Genomic DNA, 17367 nt, shown 5'->3' with positions numbered 1-17367 from the left:
ATTTTACCAGTAGGGGAACCTTGGAAACCGTCAGCGGGCGGCCCTAGGCTGTCTCCATGAAGCTCACCAAGTACACCCATGCCTGTGTTCGGTTGGAGAAGGAGGGAAGGGTCCTGGTGATCGATCCCGGGACTTTCTCAGAGTCAGAGGAAGCGTTAAGGGGAGCCCACGCTGTCCTCGTCACGCACGAGCACAATGACCACATTGACCGCCCGGCAGTGACGGCAGCCCTGCGGGGCAACACCATGCTGGAGGTCCACGCGCCAGCCGGGGTGGCAGCTGCGCTCAAGGAAAACGCGGATGTCGCCGGCCGCGTGCATGCTGTGGAGCCCAACTCCGTCTTTGAAGCTGCAGGCTTTAACATCCGGACTTACGGTGGGCAGCATGCCGTTATCCACGCCCAGATTCCAGTTGTAGCGAACATCGGCTACCTGGTGGATGACAACGTATTCCACCCCGGGGATTCATTCGTGGTCCCTGACGGAATCAATGTCCAAACCCTTCTTGTCCCCATCCATGCCCCGTGGTCCAAAGTGGGAGAGGTTGTGGACTTCGTCATCGCCGTCCGTGCTCCCAAGGCTTTCCCTGTCCATGACGGGCTGCTCAACGAACTGGGCCGGGGGATAGTAGAGGGACATGTGACACGGATCGGGGCCCGCTACGGAACCACTTACGCGCGACTGGCGCCACATGAATCCGTGGAGGTCTAGCCGGTCCACACTCCTGTGTTGTGGAAGTGTTCAAGTACCGCTTCGTGCGGCGCCGGGTCCAGTCCGTGCGCGGCCAGCCATCCGGCGTCGTTGTAGCTTCCCGCATAGCGGTCGCCGGCGTCGCACATCAGGGAAACGACGCTGCCTTTACGGCCCTCGGCCACCATCCCGGCAACCAACTGCCAGACGCCCCAAAGGTTGGTCCCGGTTGAAGGCCCTGCGTGCAGGCCGGTGAGTTTCCGGAGGTGCCGCATGGCGGCAACCGACGCGGCATCGGGCACCTGGATCATATGGTCGATGACCGCCGGCACGAAGCTGGGCTCAGACCGAGGCCTGCCGATGCCTTCAATCCTGGAAGGCAGGCCAGTGGCTGCGGCTGCGTCTCCGTCCCGCCACGCCGGGTAGAAGGCTGAGTTTTCGGGATCCACTACGGCTAGGCGGGTGTTGTATCGGTTGTACCGCAGGTAACGGCCGATGGTGGCGCTGGTTCCGCCGGTGCCGGCGCCCACAACGATCCATTCCGGAACCGGATGCTCTTCCAAGGACAACTGATCGAAAATCGACTCCGCGATGTTGTTGTTGCCCCGCCAGTCCGTTGCCCGCTCGGCAAACGTGAATTGGTCCATGTAATAGCCGCCGGACGTCCTGGCCGTCTCTTCGGCTACGGCGTAAACCTCCGAGGCGTGGTCCACCAGCAGGCAGGCACCACCGAATTCCTCGATCAGGGCGATCTTCTCGGGGCTGGTGGTCTTTGTCATGACTGCAATGAAAGGCAGTCCGATGAGCCGGGCAAAGTAAGCCTCCGATACGGCCGTGCTGCCGCTGGAGGCTTCCACAATGGTGGTGCCCTCGGTAATCCAGCCATTGACCAAGCCGTACAGGAACAGGGATCGCGCCAGACGGTGCTTGAGGCTGCCGGATCTGTGGGTTGACTCGTCCTTCAGGTACAGCTGGACTCCCCAGTGGTCAGGGAGTGGAACTGCATAAAGGTGGGTGTCGGCGGAGCGGTTATTCTCGGCCTCGATCTTACGGATGGCCTCGCTGGCCCATGCCCTGTCCTGAATACACGAATTGCTCACCGGATAAGCCTAGGCTGGAATTCGGACACCGGCAGCAACGAAACCTCGGCAGGACGAGCAGCCGCCAGAACGAAGGAGATCCCATGGCCACGTTGATGAGTGCGTCAGAACTGCACCAGCGACTCGAAACCGGGCGGCGGAGCGTACTCCTCGACGTCCGATGGGTCCTGGGCCGCTCTGACGGGCACCTTGAATATCTGGGCGCCCATCTTCCCGGTGCCGTTTTCGTGGACCTCCCCACAGAGCTGGCCGATCACGCACAACCCGGGCTGGGCCGCCACCCTTTACCAAGCCCGGAGCGTTTTCAGGAGTCGGCTCAAAAGTGGGGGATTAACGACGGTGACACCGTGGTTGCTTACGACAACAGCGGGAGCATGGCCGCGGCACGCGTTTGGTGGATGCTGCGGAACGCTGGATTTGTCTCTGTGTACCTGCTCGACGGCGGCCTTGCCGCTTGGCGGGAGGCTGGTTACCCGGTGGAATCCGGTGAGGTGACTCCCGCCGTCGGAAATGTCACTCTGGGAGAAGGCCTCATGCCGGCCATCACTGAGCAGGAGGCGGCACTGTGGCACCGCAATGGTGTGTTGCTGGATGCCCGGGCAGGGGAGAGGTACAGGGGCGAGGTAGAACCGATAGACCCCAGGGCCGGGCACATTCCCGGTGCGGTGAGCGCGCCGACCACAGGGAACGTCTCACCCGACGGCATGTTCCTTCCAAGTGAAGAGCTGCGGAGGCGTTTTGAGGAGTTGGGTCTGGACAACTCGTCCAACGTTGCTGTTTATTGCGGGTCCGGCGTGACAGCTTCCCATGAGATTGCTGCCTTGGAGATCGCCGGATACCGTGCGGCGCTCTATCCCGGTTCATTCTCGCAGTGGTCAAACAATGCTTCGAATGACGTTGCTGTGGGCAGCGCGCCGTTTGACGATGACTCCGCTGGCCCAAGTGGCACAAGCACGGCTGCCGGGAGTAGCGTCGGAGCATGACTCCCGGACGCCCTGTGCCCCCGCCCCTCGCCAAGCCCGTCACTTTGGATAGCAAAGAAGACCGGTCCGGAACGCTGGCTGCAGCGTACGGGGCCACTTCCCCGGAAAGTGGTTTGGTGCCGCTGACTGTTGCGCGCCGGACCCCTACAGCGGACGACATCGAAATCGCGATCGAATTTTGTGGTTTGTGCCACTCTGACGTGCATGCAACGCGCGGCGAATGGCGGGTTCCTCCCTACCCGTTGGTTCCCGGACACGAGATCGTGGGCCGTGTGACACGTGTGGGTGCCGGGGTGCAGGAATTTGCCCCGGGCGATCGTGTTGGCGTGGGTTGCATGGTGGATTCCTGCCGCGAATGCGAGAGCTGCCTTGAAGGACTGGAACAGTACTGCGAGAGGGGCAACGTCGGTACCTACGGAGCTGTGGACCCGCGTCACGGGAACCAAATTACGCAAGGCGGATACTCTACGTCGGTAGTGGTGGACAGGCGCTTCGTGCTGCGAATTCCGGAGGCCCTTGATCCGGCAGCAGCGGCTCCCTTGCTGTGTGCTGGAATCACCACTTACTCTCCGCTGCGGTATTTCGACGTGGAGGAAGGCGACTCCGTGGGTGTCGTAGGGCTTGGTGGCCTTGGGCATATGGCAGTGAAGATCGCCAAGGCCATGGGTGCCGTTGTCACCGTATTCACGACGTCGGAATCCAAGTTCACGGCTGCCCGGGAACTGGGCGCGGACCATGTGGTCCTCTCCAAGGACGCGGACGCCATGGAGGCCGCCAACCGGAGCATCGACGTCATCATCGATACCGTCGCAGCGCCGCATGATCTCAATCCGTATTTCCGGACCCTTCGCCTGGACGGAGCACTCTTCCAATTGGGCCTCCCCGCGGATGACATGCCCCCGGTCAGCCCGGGGCTGCTCATCCGCCGGCGACTCGCCTATGCGGGTTCACTGATCGGCGGCATTGCGGAAACCCAGGAAATGTTGGATTTCTGCGCCGAACATGGTGTTGTGAGCGACGTCGAAATAGTGGCAGCCGGGCAACTCAATGAAGCTTACGACCGCATGGTGGCCGGGGACGTGAAGTACCGTTTCGTACTGGACACCGCAACACTCCAGGAACAATCCGAAAGGGCAGACGCATGAGCACGCTGTTCACCAAGATCATCAACGGGGAGATCCCGGGCCGTTTTGTCTGGAAAGACGAGGACGTGGTTGCCTTCCTGACCATCTCGCCCATTACCCAGGGACACACCCTGGTGGTGCCGCGTGAAGAAGTGGACTCGTGGACGCAAGCCAGCCCGGAATTGCTGGCCAAGGTCATGGACGTGGCCCAGCGCATCGGCAAGGTGCAGGAGGATTTGTTTGACGCCAAGCGCGTTGGCGTGCTGATGGAAGGCTTCGAGGTGGACCACCTGCATGTCCACGTGTGGCCTGCCTACTCCACGGCAGACTTTGAAATCCACAACGTGGACCACAACCCGGATCCCGCAGTCATGGAGGCCACCGCCGTGAAGCTCCGTGCTGCCCTTCGGGAAGCCGGCCACGGGGACGCTGTTCCTGAAGACTAATCCTGGGTGAGGACCGAGCCCTCCATGAGTTAACCCGGCAGCGCTTAATAAGCGCTGCCGGGTTTTTTCATCCCTTTTGGCCGTGTGGGAGCGATACAGCCGCTAGACGGGTGCCAAGGCCTGGTTCAGGACCGTGCGGATGCGCTTTTCCGACACCGAGTAGGCAGTACCAAGCTCGACGGCGAAGAGGCTCACCCGCAGCTCTTCGATCATCCAACGCACCCGGGTTAACTCGGCGCCGGCCCTGCGCCCCGGAAGGAGCGCCGACACGGCATCGTCATAATCGTCTTCCAACGCCTGCACGATAGCCATGTTCAAGCTGTCCCGTTGAACGTTACCCGGGAGCTTTTCCAACCGCTTCTCGATCGCCTGTAGGTAACGTGGCAGTTGGCTAAGCTGCGCGTAGCCCGTCTGTGCCACAAAGCCCGGGAAAACCAGCTGCTCCAGCTGGCTTTTCATGTCGTTGAGGGCGCTGATCAGAGGCAAGCTGGCGTTGGACTTCAGCTGCTTCTGGATGCGCCGCGTACTGGCCAGGATTCGTTCGACGACGGCAGTCACCGTAAACACGGTGTCGATAAGTTCTGCCCTGACGACCTCGTACAACGCATCGAAAGCCACTTTGTTCCACGGCAGATCATGAGGAACCAGTTTGTCGATGGCAGCCAGTGCGCAGTCAGCGATAAGTGCACTCACGGATCCATGCGGGTTTTGGCTGAAAGTCAGCTTTTCCGTATTACTGAGGTGTTCCAGCACGTATCGGTCCGGCGGCGGGATCCGCAGCGCCAGCAGCCGGATGACACCGCCACGCATGGCGGCTTCCTGTTCCGCTCGGGTTTGGAAAACGCGAAGTGCAACAGACTTGCCCTCATCGACCACGGCAGGGAAGCCGGTCACGGCGTGCCCCTTCACGGTGCGAGTAACCTGACGCTCAACGGTGCCGAAGTCCCATGCAGTGATGCCCTCGCGTTCGGCAACCGCCCCACCAACGGCGGGAGCCGGCCCTGATGCCGGCGTTCCACCACTGGGTGCGCCGCCCGCCGCCCCGGTTGTCTTGACGCCCTTCGCGCGTGAGGTCGTCGCAGGTGTTGCTCCGAGGGACTCAGCGATGGCGCGGCGCGTGGCCGGCGCCAGCTTTTCCTGGAGTTCAGCCAGGTTCTTTCCTTCGTCGAGCACCTTGCCACTGCTGTCCACCACCTTGAAGCTGACGCGTAGGTGAGGCGGTACTGCTTCCCAATTCCAGGATCCGGGAGGAATGACGTGCCCGCGGAGCCGTCGAAGGACCAGTTCCAAGGATGGCTCGAGCTCATCGGTGGCGGGATCGAAATCCGCTTCCAGTGCCGCGGTTGCTTGCTTTGCAACGTCCGGGGCAGGCACAAAATTCTTCCGGATTTGTTTAGGCAGCGACTTGATGAGGGCAGTGACCAGCTCCACCCGCTGGCCGGGGATTTGCCAGCGGAAGGGGGCATCGTCGAGCTGATTGAGGAACAACACCGGAACTTCGGCGGTGACGCCGTCGGACGGATTGGGGGCCGAGCCAGGAGCCACAGGATGGAACTCGTAGCTCAGTGGTAGTTCGAATCCCTTGTGCATCCAAGTCTTCGGATACGCGGAGTCGTCCAAGGCTTCGGCGTCTTCGCTCATCAGTAACGATTGGTCGAAGTCCAAGAGGTCGGGGTCTGACTGCCGGGCGTCCTTCCACCACTTATCAAAGTGCCTCTCGGAGACCACTTCCTTGCCCACGCGTGCGTCGTAGAACTCGAAGAGCGTCTGATCGTCCACCAGGATGTCCCGGCGCCGCATGCGGGTTTCGAGTTCTTCGATTTCCTGCAGGAGGGCGCGGTTACGGTGGAAGAACTTGTGATGCGTCTTCCACTCACCTTCCACCAGCGCATGGCGGATGAACAGTTCACGTGAGAGCTCGGGATCGACCCGCCCGTAGTTGACCCGGCGGTTGGGAATGATCGGGACGCCGTACAGCGTCACTTTCTCATGGGCCATGACGGCGCCTTGCCGTGAAGACCAATGCGGTTCACTGTACGAACGCTTCACCAGGTCAGGGGCTACCTGCTCGGCCCACACGGGATCGAACTTGGCGGCGACACGTGCCCAGAGGCGGCTCGTTTCCACCAGCTCCGCAGCCATGACGAACGTGGGCGATTTCTTGAACAGTGCTGACCCGGGGAAGATCGCAAAACGGCTTCCGCGGGCACCGGCATATTCACGTTTGCGCTCATCGAGGAGGCCGATGTGGCTGAGCAAGCCCGAGAGCAGGCTGATGTGGATGCCCTCGTAGTTGCCTACGGGATCCGCTTCCCGTTTGTTGTCCAGCGATATGCCAAGGGGTTTGGCCATCTGCCGGAGCTGGGTGAAGAGGTCCTGCCACTCGCGGACGCGGAGGTAATTGATGAACTCGTTGCGGCATAGCTTGCGGAACTGGGTAGAGGACAGCTCGCGCTGCTTTTCCTGGATGTAGTTCCATAGATTGAGGAAGCCGGTGAAGTCCGAGAGCTCGTCGCGGAACCGCGCATGCTTCTCCGCAGCTAATTGTTGCTTGTCCGTTGGCCGTTCACGGGGGTCCTGGATGGTGAGGGCAGCCGCCAGGATCATGACTTCACGGACACAGCCGCGCTTTCCCGCCTCCACAATCATCCGGCCCAGCCGTGGATCCACCGGCAGCTGTGCCAGTTTCTGCCCGACGGCGGTCAGTCCACTGCCGGGGCGACCGTTGCCACCCGCGTCACCGGACTTGGGCGAGGTCAAGGCGCCGAGTTCGCGCAGGAGCGTGACGCCGTCGTTGATGGCCCGGGAGTCGGGCGGTTCCACGAAGGGGAAGTTCTCTACGTCTTTGGGTCCGCGGGCAACTCCCATGGCGGTCATCTGCAGGATGACGGCAGCGAGGTTGGTCCGGAGAATCTCCGGGTCCGTGAACAGTGGACGCGACTCGAAGTCTTCTTCCGAGTACAAACGGATGGCAATGCCCTCGGAAACGCGCCCACAGCGGCCCGAGCGCTGGTTGGCCGAAGCCTGGGACACGCGCTCGATGGGAAGGCGCTGGACCTTGGTCCGGTGTGAGTACCGGGAAATGCGCGCGGTTCCGGTATCGATCACGTACTTGATGCCAGGTACGGTCAGCGACGTTTCGGCAACGTTGGTGGCCAGGATAATGCGCCGTTTTCCGCCGGGGTTGAAAACCCTGTGTTGCTCTTGAAGGCTCAGCCGGGCAAAAAGGGGCAGGACTTCCGTCCCGGTAAGGCGCCTGTTCGTTTGGATGCGGCCGTTGATCGCCTCAGCAGCATCGCGGATTTCGCGCTCACCGGAGAAGAAAATGAGGATATCGCCGGGTGCCTCCTTGGCGAGCTCGTCCACGGCGTCGCACACAGCGTCAAGGGGATCGCGGTCCTCCTCAAGTTCATCGTCCGAGGTGTCTTCGTCCCCGCCCGTCGGCTGCGACAAAGGCCTGTACCGGATCTCTACAGGATATGTTCGCCCGGAAACCTCAATGATTGGTGCCGGATCTTCCTCGGTGCCGAAGTGTTTGGCAAACCGTTGGGGATCGATGGTGGCCGAGGTGATGATGACCTTGAGGTCCGGGCGCTGGGGGAGGATTCGCTTGAGGTAGCCAAGGATGAAGTCGATGTTGAGGCTGCGCTCATGGGCCTCGTCGATGATGATGGTGCTGTATTTCCGCAGGAGTTTGTCCCGCTGGATCTCAGCCAACAGGATGCCGTCGGTCATCAGCTTGATCTTGGTGGACGTACTGACCTCGCCGGTGAAGCGGACCTGGAAGCCAACTTCCTGGCCAATTTCCACGTCGAGTTCGGAAGCGATGCGCTCGGCCACGGTGCGGGCTGCCAGCCGGCGTGGCTGGGTGTGCCCTATGAGGCCCCTCTCTCCAAGGCCAAGCTCGAGGCACATTTTGGGGATCTGGGTGGTCTTACCCGAACCGGTCTCGCCGGCAATGATGGTCACCTGGTTTGCGGCGATGGCCGCCATCAGATCCTCGCGGCGCTCGGATACGGGCAGCTCTGCGGGGTAGGAAATATGAAGTGTCATGGCTGCTGTCAGTCTACTGTGAGTGCGGTTCAACGTCCGCTGTGTCGGTCACAGTCCCGGCCGCAGCGCGCAGCCGGCTCGAGAGTTCCATGGCGTAAGCCTTGAATTCAGCAGGCTCGAGGATCTCAAAGTCCATGTCCATAGCTGCCAAATATGCCGCCGGGGCGGCCAGGTTGTCCCATCCGGACCGCAGGATTGTGGCCTTTGGACCGTCGGCCGTCAGTGTCGCGTACTGGGAATTAACGACGGCGGATACCTCGGCCAGGGGAGCGCGGAGCCGCACTACGACGTCGAACCTGTACGGCGAGCGGGTGATGGACTGCTGCACGTAAGCGGCGAGGTCTTCCGCCGGCAGGGGCCTTGGCGTGTACCTCTTCCGTTCCGACGGCAGGGAAGCAAGACGGTCAGCCCTGAAGGTTCGCCAATCTTCCCGTTCAACGTCCCACGCCACCAGATACCAGCGGCGTCCGGTGTCCACCAACCTGTAGGGCTCCACCAGCCGGCGTGCCGATTCGCCGTCGGATTTCACGTAGTCGAAGGAGATTTGGCGCCGGTCCGATATGGCAGCGGACACGACGGTCAGTTGCTGGGGATCAACGGTCCCCGCGTTGCTGGGGAGGGTGGTGACGGCGGCTTTCAGCATGGCGAACTTGGGACGCAAGCGGGATGGCAGGACCTGCTCCAGCTTGGCCAAGGCGCGGACGGATGCCTCACCGATGCCTGCCACGGGGCCTGCGGCTACGGAATTCAAACCCAAGGCGACAGCCAGGGCTTCGTTGTCATCCAGCAGCAGCGGCGGAAGCTGCGCGCCGGCACCAAGCTGATAACCACCGGCTATGCCGGGGGAGGCTTGTATGGGATATCCCAGGTTGCGCAGCTTGTCGATGTCCCGGCGCACGGTCCGCTCCGTCACACCCATGCGGTGGGCCAAGGCTGGTCCCGTCCACTCGCGGCGCACCTGCAGCAGTGACAACAGCTGGAGGAGCCGCGCAGACGTTTGGATCATGCATGTGAATCTAGCCCATGGGACATCCGCATGGGTCCATTGGCGGGACCATGGGCAAATAGGGACGCCCGCCGTTCAGAGGAATCCTGCAGAATTCCATGAACGGACGGGCGTCGTGTGGATGTGGCTTGCCGGGTTTTGCAGTGGCTTGGCATTCCCCTAGTAGATGCGGGGGTTCCAATACGGGCTGCTCGGAGCCTCGAAAGCGCTCCAGGGTTCCTTGGAGTTGATGGGCGGGTTGTGCCCGCGTCCATCCTTCAACAGGGCTGAAACGGTGGCAGCGACGGCGGTGATGAGGACGATGAAGAGGATGATTCCAAAGATTTCCATGCCTCAAGCCTGCTCCTGTGGCAGTTGAAGAAACAGTGGCAGAAATGCCCCATTCAGACAATTTTCTGCCACACTGGAGATGTGTTGAAATCAGTGGCGGTGATCGTGGTCCCCAACTTCTCGGTCTTTGAATTCGGTACAGCCTTCGAGGTCTTCGGCATTGACCGATCGGACCGTGGTGCCGGTGTCCCGGCTTTTGACTTCCGGGTGGTTGCCCCGGAACCGGGTGATATCCGCATGAAGTCCGGCTTATCCCTTCATGTAAACCTCGGCCTCGAAGCAGCAGCCGACGCGGACCTCGTCATCATGGCGCCGTTCGGCCGCGACCAGGAAATCCCGGAAGCGGTGCTTGACGCCTTGCGCGCTGCGCATGCCAGAGGGGCGTGGGTGATGTCCATTTGCTCCGGTGCTTATGCTTTGGCCCGGGCAGGGTTGCTGGACGGACGCCGGTGCACCACACACTGGCACTACTCGCAGGACCTGGCCAGCAGGTACCCGAATGCGATCGTGGATGAGAACGTCCTCTACGTTCAGGACGGGACCATCATCACCAGCGCCGGCACGGCCGCCGGAATCGACGCATGCCTCCACCTTGTCCGCGAAGAACTAGGGGCGAACGTGGCTGCGGCAATCGCGCGTGACATGGTGGTACCCCCACATCGCGACGGAGGGCAGGCCCAGTTCATCGACCGGCCCATGCCCCGCTGTGGTTCAGCGCCTATGGAGGCGTTGCTGCGCTGGATGGTTGAACACCTCGACGAAGAGCACAGCGTGAACGAGTTGGCTGCGCGGCTCCACATGTCTCCCAGGACGTTCGCCCGCCGTTTCAGGGCGGAAACCGGCGCGACACCCGCAGCATGGCTGAACTCGCAGCGTGTGCTGCGTGCGCAGGAACTGTTGGAAACCACTGAGTTGAACATCGACGAGATCGCTCGTGTTGCAGGGTTCGGGCATTCGGTCCTGCTGCGCCACCACTTCACCAAAGTGCTTGACACAAGTCCGCAAAGCTACAGGCGGGCATTCCGGGGGCAGTTGGCAGAAGCCATCTGAAATCGCGTCACATCAGCAGCCGATGGAAACCGCTCCGGGCCATGTGTGTGGCTCGTTAGCGGCGGCTTCCGAACCCGCCCCGTGACTCTGCACCTTCGGCCTTGGCACATTCCACCAGTTCCTGCCAGGGGCCTGTGACGGCGCGGTCGGGAAGGGTTGCCCGTCGCTGCCCCGCACGGATGGAGTACATAAAACGGTCCGGCTCATTGGGTGTCCGGGACTGGCTCTTGGCTTCGTCCCACGGGCAGGCCTCAACGATCGGCACCCATCGTTCCTTCTCATCGGGGGACACGGCATCTACGCTCCAGACGCGTGTCATCGCGGCGATTCCCCCACTGCGTTGGACGGTGATCTTCATAGCCGGCTGCTTCTCGTTCGACGTTCCGTTGTCAGCCAACCGGCAGGGACCGAACCAAACTGTCCGGTCCCGCCACCTGACTAAACCTTGACCTTCACAGTCTCCCACGCCTTCAGGACGGCGTCATGCTCAGCTGATCCACTGCCGAAAAGTTCCTCAGCAGTTGCGACCGTGGTCCTGGCAAACTTTCCAAACGTGCAGTTTGCCGGCAGGGATCCACTGGTCAAGGTGCCGTACCAAATCTGGCCGGGCGCCTCCCAGGCATTGCCTCCCAGTTCTGTGGAAACCACGTAGAAGGCCTTATTGGGGATTCCGGAGTTGATATGCACTCCGCCGTTGTCAGCACTCGTCCGTACATACGTATCCATGGAATCCGGTTGTGGGTCCTTACCCAGAACGTCGTCGTCATAAGCTGTCCCGGGCGCTTTCATTGAGCGCAGGGCGGAGCCTTGTACCTGATCTGTGAAGAGGCCCTCCCCGATGAGCCAACTGGCATCCCGGGCGGACTCCTGCTTCAAATACTGCTCGACGAGGACCCCGAAGACGTCCGACATGGACTCGTTCAGCGCTCCAGCCTGATTTCGATAAGCCAAATTGGCTGTGTATTGGGTGACCCCGTGTGCCAGTTCATGGCCTATGACACTCACGGACTTGGTGAAGCGCTGAAAAATCTGGCCGTCGCCGTCGCCGAAGACCATCTGGCTCCCGTTCCAAAAGGCGTTGTCGTAGAGCTTCCCGTAATGGACCGTTGCATCCAAGGCGAGCCCTGCGTCGTCAATCGAGTCCCTGCCGAAGATCTCCCCATACAGCCGGTGTGTGCTCCCGAGGCCGTCGTAAGCCTCGTCCGCAGCAACGTCGCCGACGGGCGGAGATCCTTCCTTGCGGACAATGCGGCCGGGCAGGGTCTCGGAGGACCCGGCGTCGAAGATTGTCCGCTTGGGCGGACCGGGTTTGGCTTGACGTGCGCTCGGCGGTGCAGCGGGGATGGGGGCCGTCCGGATGGCCTGCAGATCCTTGATATGCAGCAACGACTCCTTCGCGGCCCTGGCAACTGCCCGGAGTCGTGGTTCGTTCCGGGCAGCAATCCGGCGCAGCATATACGGCGGGACGATTGAACACATCACGGCAAAACCCCTTTGGCTATCGGTATGACCAACTGAAATCAGCCTAGGAGCAGGGGCTGACAATATTGCGGTCCAAGCGCGGCAAGCCCCCAACTGATAGTCCATATCCGGCACAAAAAAATACCCCGCCAGCAAGGCTGGCGGGGTATTCGTTGTGCCCTCGATAGGATTCGAACCTACGGCCTTCTGCTCCGGAGGCAGACGCTCTATCCCCTGAGCTACGAGGGCATCCAGGGTTCCCTCCGTTGCCGGTGGGACGTCCTAGAGCTTAGCAGTCCCTGTGCCGCAAATGAAAACCCGCCACAGCAGACGAAAGTCACGGTGCCGGACCAGCAAGCCCGGCCCCGAACCCTTCGAATCAGTAACCCGCAAACGAGTCCACGTGCACCCGACGCGCTCCTGCGCCACGTGCTGCAGCTCGAAGGGAATCCACACTCGCCGGCGAGCCCGAGACAAAGACTTCCCGATCCCCGATGTCCGGAACCAGCTCTTTAAGGCGCGCTGCATCGATTCTGGAAGTACCGGCGTCGACCATGAACTCCGGGGGAGTGGAACCGTCCGCAAGGCGGGCGATCACCTTGGCGCCGGAGGCTTCCAGCTGTTCCACGGCGGCCAGCTCCTCGCGGCCCTTCGCTAAGTACAGCACCACGGTGTTGCGCGCGGCGTCGTCGGCGGCCAGGTGTGACAGGAAAGGCGTGATACCGATTCCTGCGGCGATCAGCAGGACCGGCTTCCCGGCGTCGTGCGGTAAAACAAAGTCTCCACCCACGGCTGTCGCGGAAACGCTGTCCCCGGGCCGAAGCGCAAGCAGTGCCTTCTTCGCTGCAGACAGCGGCTCGGCCGTACCCACGCCGAAGGTAACCTCAGCCGCGCCAGGTGGGCTGGTAATGCTGAAGACGCGGCGACGGCCCTTGCCGTCGGATCCGGAATGCGGCAGGTTGAGCTCCATGAACTGTCCGGGCTCAAAACGCACAGGCCGCTGCGGTTCGAACCTGAATTCAGTACTGGCGGGGGTGAGGGGGCGCGAGCCCTTAAACGTCAGATGGACGCCGCCGCGCTGTCCAAGGAAGAACGCAATGAGGTTGCCCAGCAGCAGTGCGAGCTCCGGGGAGTTGGCAATGAAGCCGAAGTTATAGGGGACCGCGAAAACGACACCCACGACGGCGGCAAGCGCCAACTGCTGCCAGCGGCGGGGAGGCAGGGTGAGAGGTTCCGAAAGCATGAAGCCGACGAAAAACAGCAACGGCCGTTGGGCCAAGGCCTGCCATAAAGCCTGTCCCAGCGTCATATCGCGGCTCAGCAGCTCCACGGTGATGATGCTTGTGGCAGCCACCAGGAAAACGGTGCCCATCAGCATTTTCCGTGTGCGATACAGGACAATCACCACTCCCGGAACCAGGAGCCAGAGCATGGCCGGGGTGGCGGCCCACCACGTGGCGATATTGAGCCCCGTCAGGCCCGTAATGAACGCACCTGCGGCGGCCGGGTTGAAGATATGTCGCCCGCGGAAGGCCAGAGCGTACTTGGACACGCTGGCAAGCACGCAAGCCAAAGCAACGCCCGCCATCTCCATCGCTCCAAAGGCGGGCCAGAAGAGGAAATACAGCAGCAGTCCGGTGATCAGTGACGACTCCGTATGCTGCTTGACACCAAAGAGCAAAGCCAGGAGTCGGCCGGAGGCATAGGTTGCGCCCAGGCAGAGCACCAAATGGACCAACATCTCAGGTAGGCCAAAGGTCAGCCATCCCAGGATGTTGAGGACCATGCTGTAGGCCGCCAGTACTCCCAGCACCCAGAGAATCAAGCGGTACATGGTGAAGCGGCCCAACCAGGTGTCCACGCGAGACTTAGCGGCAATCATGTGAACAGTCTCCCCTCAAAACCCTTCGAAAAGGCGGCAGCACCGCTCGACGACACCGTAAGCCATGAGAATTCGAATTCCTTCTCCAGCGGAGCAGCTTCAAGCATGAATAATGCCGTGGCCAGGCCGTCTGCCACCAGGGCGCTTTCAGCCATGGTCCATGTGGCCACAGTGGTGTGTACAGGTTCGCCCGTTGTTCCGTCCAGGACATGGTGGAGTCCATCACCCCACGTGCGGCGGTTCGAGGCCGAGGCACACAGCGCGTAGTTGTCCAATTCCACTGTGCCTATGGCCTGTCGCGGGTTATAGGGATGCTCCAAAGCAACCGTGACGGGGTGTTTCCCGGAGTGCAGCATGTCGCCACTCCCGTCCACCAGGAAGTCGGTGTAGCCGGCTTCCCGCAGGACTTCGCCCAGTAGGTCCACGAGCTGGCCCTTCCCGGCGGCTCCAATGTCCAAAACCACCGGCTGTTTGGCGGCCAGCTCGGTCCCTGCCCAATCAAGGACGTCTTCCCAACGAGGCGGGGGGACGGGCCTGCCCGATGGCGCGAGGGCATAAGTGGCGTCATAACCCAGCCGCTCCAAGCTGCTGCCGATGAGTGGGGTCATGGCACCACCGCTGAGGCGATACAGCGCGGAGTAGACCTTTTGCAGGACGACGGCGTGCCCCGGCAGGGTGATCTTGCCTGCACTACGGGAAAGGCCGGACACCAAAGAATCCGTCCTGAACCGTGACCACGTCTTGTCGTATGCCGCTACTGTTTCAAGCAGTTCGCTTCGGACGGCGGGTACTAAGCTGTCCGGCGTCGAAATCTCCCACTGCGTACCGATCCCTTCGAAGCGGAAGGTGCTCCAGCCAGGGTGCGGCATGGCTGCTACTTGGCCTGGGACTTGATCTGTTCCACGGCTTCGTTGAAGCCACCGGATGTCAGCGAAGAGCCAGCCACCTTGGAGACGTTGAGTTCGTCGATATCCTTGCCCACGATCTGTGCGGCGATGCCACTGGCGAACTCACCCTGGAACTTCTTGGTATTGGGATTGGAAGGGTGGACGGTGATGTTGACCGCAGAAACCTTGTCGGCTGCAAGCGTCAGTTCAACACCCACCGTCTCCTGGCCATTAGGCGAAGTGTAGGTGCCGTCGGAACTGTAGGTCCCGTCCCTGTAGCTGGACGCGACAGCCGTTGACGATGAAGTGCCCGCTGCTGAAGGGCTGCTGGTGGAGGCCTGGCCTGCATCCTGGGTAGCGGGGGTTTGGGTTGAGGGGGCTTCGGTTGTGGGGGCGCATGCCGCGGCTGTTCCAATGATGGAGAGGCCGGCGAAACCAACGTAGATGCTCTTGCGGAGTGGCGTAGTCATGGTTCTGCTCGTTTCAACTGGACAAGAATTCGTCAATGGTCATTTACGTCAAGGGATACTGCGTGTACCGGGATGACCAACGAGGCCACCTCCTACGTGTTCACAACGTCGAATTCAGCGTAATGGTTCAGTCTGTGGCGTCGGGTGGCCGTTCCTGTGAATACGCTGTGACCACATTATCCACATACGGGACCCTCAATTCCGCGACTTTGCGGGCCCCCGGTAGGCTAGAGGCGTGACTCCCGAAGAACTCTCTGCTGCCATATCCGCCTGCCTTAAGGACGCCGTTTCCACCGGCGAAATCGCCCTGACGGAATCTGCCGTGCCCGACGCCGTACGAGTGGAGCGACCCAAGAACCGGGATCATGGAGACTGGGCCACCAACATCGCCCTGCAGCTCTCCAAGCAGGCCGGCATGAATCCCCGGGAATTCGCAGGCATCCTCAGCAACCATCTGCAAGGCATTCCCGGTGTCACCGGAGTGGAAATCGCCGGTCCGGGCTTCCTGAACATCACCGTGGATGCTGCCACAGCCGGCGCCCTCGCCAAAGCCATTGTTGAGGCCGGAGCCAGCTATGGCACCAACCAGGCGCTCGCGGGCCGTGTGGTCAACATGGAGTTCGTTTCCGCGAATCCCACCGGTCCGTTGCACATCGGGCACACTCGCTGGGCCGCTTTGGGCGATGCCATTGCCCGCGTTCTGCGTGCCTCCGGCGCCACCGTCACCGCCGAGTACTACATCAACGACGCCGGCTCGCAGATGAACGTCTTCGCCAACTCGGTCCTCTCGCGCCTTCACGGGCGTGGCGTGCCTGAGGGTGGCTATCCGGGCGAGTACATCCGCGAGCTTGGCGACGAAGTCCTGAAGGCCCATCCGGACATCCGGGAGCTGACGGACGAGGCAGCCCTGCCCGTAATCCGCGCCGCCGCCTACCAGGCACAGATGGCGGACATCAAGACCACCTTGGCCGAGTTCGGCGTCGAGTTTGACGTCTTCTTCTCCGAAAAGGAACTGCACGACGCCGGTGCGATCGAATCCGCCGTCGCCCGCCTTCGCGAGCAAGGCCACGTTTTCGACGACGGCGGCGCCGTCTGGTTGCGCACCACAGACTTCGGTGACGACAAAGACCGTGTAATGATCCGCGCCAATGGCGAACCTACCTACTTCGCTGCGGACGCCGCGTACTACCTCTCAAAGAAGGACCGCGGCTTCACGGAGAAGATTTACCTGCTTGGTGCGGACCACCACGGATACATCAACCGTTTGAAAGCAATCGCGGCCTGCGCGGGAGATGATCCCGAGGTCAACATTGAGGTCCTCATCGGCCAACTTGTGTCCGTGAATGGCGCCAAGCTTTCCAAGCGTGCCGGTAACATCATTGAGCTCAAGGACCTTATTTCCTGGCTCGGCAAGGATGCCGTCCGTTATTCCCTGGCTCGTTTCCCGGCTGACTCGCCGCTGACGCTGGATCCCGAACTGCTGAAGAAACACAGCAATGAGAATCCGGTCTTCTACGTGCAGTATGCGCACGCCCGCTCCCGCGGCACAGCACGCAATGCTGCCGAGGCCGGGGTGGAGCGTTCCGTCTTTGACGCATCGCTCCTGGACCACGCCACGGAAAACGAGTTGCTCTCCTACCTCGGCAGCTACCCGTCAATCGTGGCGAAGGCTGCCGAACTGCGCGAGCCGCACCGTGTGGCACGCCACCTCGAAGTCATCGCCGGTGCCTACCACCGTTGGTACGACGCTTGCCGCGTTTCGCCGCAAGGGGACGAGCCAGTACAGGATGTCAACCGCACGCGTCTGTGGCTGAACGACGCCACCAGCCAAGTGCTGGCCAACGGACTCGAACTGCTGGGCGTTTCTGCGCCGGAACGGATGTAGG

Annotated in this window: 15 protein-coding genes and 1 tRNA gene; 6 read left to right on the top strand and 10 right to left on the bottom strand. The window is 61.7% G+C overall.

Going from position 1 to position 17367, the window contains the following annotated elements; genetic code table 11:
- Positions 1-56: 56 nt before the first annotated feature.
- Positions 57-710, top strand: a complete 654-nt coding sequence (locus ACIQTW_RS03365; RefSeq protein ID WP_402933673.1) for an MBL fold metallo-hydrolase — start codon at positions 57-59, stop codon at positions 708-710.
- Here the strand turns inward: ACIQTW_RS03365 and ACIQTW_RS03360 are convergent.
- The gene (locus tag ACIQTW_RS03360) at positions 707-1789 is read right to left on the bottom strand and encodes a PLP-dependent cysteine synthase family protein (protein WP_402933670.1); all 1083 of its coding nucleotides are present in this window, start codon (positions 1787-1789) and stop codon (positions 707-709) included. The two genes, ACIQTW_RS03365 and ACIQTW_RS03360, sit on opposite strands and share 4 nt — an antisense overlap.
- Before the next feature lie 83 nt (positions 1790-1872).
- Between ACIQTW_RS03360 and ACIQTW_RS03355 the strand changes: the two genes are divergently transcribed.
- The 3 genes from ACIQTW_RS03355 to ACIQTW_RS03345 are packed head-to-tail and all read left to right on the top strand — an operon-like array spanning position 1873 to position 4342.
- A complete protein-coding gene (locus ACIQTW_RS03355) occupies positions 1873-2772 on the top strand; it encodes a sulfurtransferase (RefSeq protein ID WP_402933667.1) in 900 nt (299 codons plus the stop codon).
- The gene (locus ACIQTW_RS03350; RefSeq protein ID WP_402933664.1) at positions 2769-3917 is read left to right on the top strand and encodes an NAD(P)-dependent alcohol dehydrogenase; all 1149 of its coding nucleotides are present in this window, start codon (positions 2769-2771) and stop codon (positions 3915-3917) included. Before ACIQTW_RS03355 ends, ACIQTW_RS03350 begins: the two co-directional genes overlap by 4 nt.
- Complete coding sequence (locus ACIQTW_RS03345) at positions 3914-4342, top strand: HIT family protein (protein WP_402933661.1); 429 nt, start codon at positions 3914-3916, stop codon at positions 4340-4342. The genes ACIQTW_RS03350 and ACIQTW_RS03345 overlap by 4 nt, the downstream gene beginning before the upstream one ends.
- Before the next feature lie 102 nt (positions 4343-4444).
- Here ACIQTW_RS03345 and hrpA read toward each other — a convergent pair whose 3' ends face one another.
- From hrpA to ACIQTW_RS03330, 3 genes are all read right to left on the bottom strand, one after another.
- Entirely contained in the window at positions 4445-8395 is a 3951-nt protein-coding gene (gene hrpA, locus ACIQTW_RS03340) for an ATP-dependent RNA helicase HrpA (RefSeq protein WP_402933659.1), read from the bottom strand.
- A gap of 13 nt (positions 8396-8408) precedes the next feature.
- On the bottom strand, positions 8409-9401 hold the full coding sequence (locus tag ACIQTW_RS03335) for a helix-turn-helix transcriptional regulator (RefSeq protein ID WP_402933657.1): 993 nt from the start codon (positions 9399-9401) through the stop codon (positions 8409-8411).
- 159 nt (positions 9402-9560) lie between these two features.
- Positions 9561-9731 carry a hypothetical protein gene (locus ACIQTW_RS03330; RefSeq protein ID WP_402933655.1) on the bottom strand — a complete coding sequence of 57 codons (171 nt, stop codon included), beginning with the start codon at positions 9729-9731 and terminating at the stop codon, positions 9561-9563.
- Between the two features lie 81 nt (positions 9732-9812).
- Between ACIQTW_RS03330 and ACIQTW_RS03325 the strand changes: the two genes are divergently transcribed.
- Positions 9813-10781, top strand: coding sequence for a GlxA family transcriptional regulator (locus ACIQTW_RS03325; protein ID WP_402933653.1), 969 nt, complete (start codon positions 9813-9815; stop codon positions 10779-10781).
- A 55-nt stretch (positions 10782-10836) separates the two neighbouring features.
- Here the strand turns inward: ACIQTW_RS03325 and ACIQTW_RS03320 are convergent, their stop codons facing one another.
- From ACIQTW_RS03320 to ACIQTW_RS03295, 6 genes are all read right to left on the bottom strand, one after another.
- Positions 10837-11139: a protealysin inhibitor emfourin gene (locus ACIQTW_RS03320; RefSeq protein WP_017199712.1), complete on the bottom strand. Its 303-nt coding sequence runs from the start codon at positions 11137-11139 to the stop codon at positions 10837-10839.
- An 80-nt stretch (positions 11140-11219) separates the two neighbouring features.
- Positions 11220-12260 (bottom strand): M4 family metallopeptidase, encoded by a 1041-nt coding sequence (locus tag ACIQTW_RS03315; protein WP_402936200.1) that lies wholly within the window; start codon positions 12258-12260, stop codon positions 11220-11222.
- A gap of 158 nt (positions 12261-12418) precedes the next feature.
- Positions 12419-12491 (bottom strand) — tRNA-Arg (locus ACIQTW_RS03310).
- 130 nt (positions 12492-12621) lie between these two features.
- Positions 12622-14124, bottom strand: coding sequence for an FAD-dependent oxidoreductase (locus ACIQTW_RS03305; protein WP_402933651.1), 1503 nt, complete (start codon positions 14122-14124; stop codon positions 12622-12624).
- Entirely contained in the window at positions 14121-14993 is an 873-nt protein-coding gene (locus ACIQTW_RS03300; RefSeq protein ID WP_402933649.1) for an FAD:protein FMN transferase, read from the bottom strand. The genes ACIQTW_RS03305 and ACIQTW_RS03300 overlap by 4 nt, the downstream gene beginning before the upstream one ends.
- Before the next feature lie 5 nt (positions 14994-14998).
- Positions 14999-15481, bottom strand: coding sequence for a hypothetical protein (locus ACIQTW_RS03295; protein WP_402933646.1), 483 nt, complete (start codon positions 15479-15481; stop codon positions 14999-15001).
- 235 nt (positions 15482-15716) lie between these two features.
- Here ACIQTW_RS03295 and argS point away from each other — a divergent pair, with 235 nt between their 5' ends.
- Positions 15717-17366 (top strand): arginine--tRNA ligase, encoded by a 1650-nt coding sequence (gene argS, locus ACIQTW_RS03290; protein ID WP_402933644.1) that lies wholly within the window; start codon positions 15717-15719, stop codon positions 17364-17366.
- Position 17367 lies beyond the last annotated feature (1 nt).

Origin of the sequence: Paenarthrobacter sp. NPDC090517, assembly GCF_044769165.1 — a bacterium.
Lineage (GTDB): Bacteria > Actinomycetota > Actinomycetes > Actinomycetales > Micrococcaceae > Arthrobacter.
This window is presented reverse-complemented; position numbering and strand designations above follow the sequence as displayed.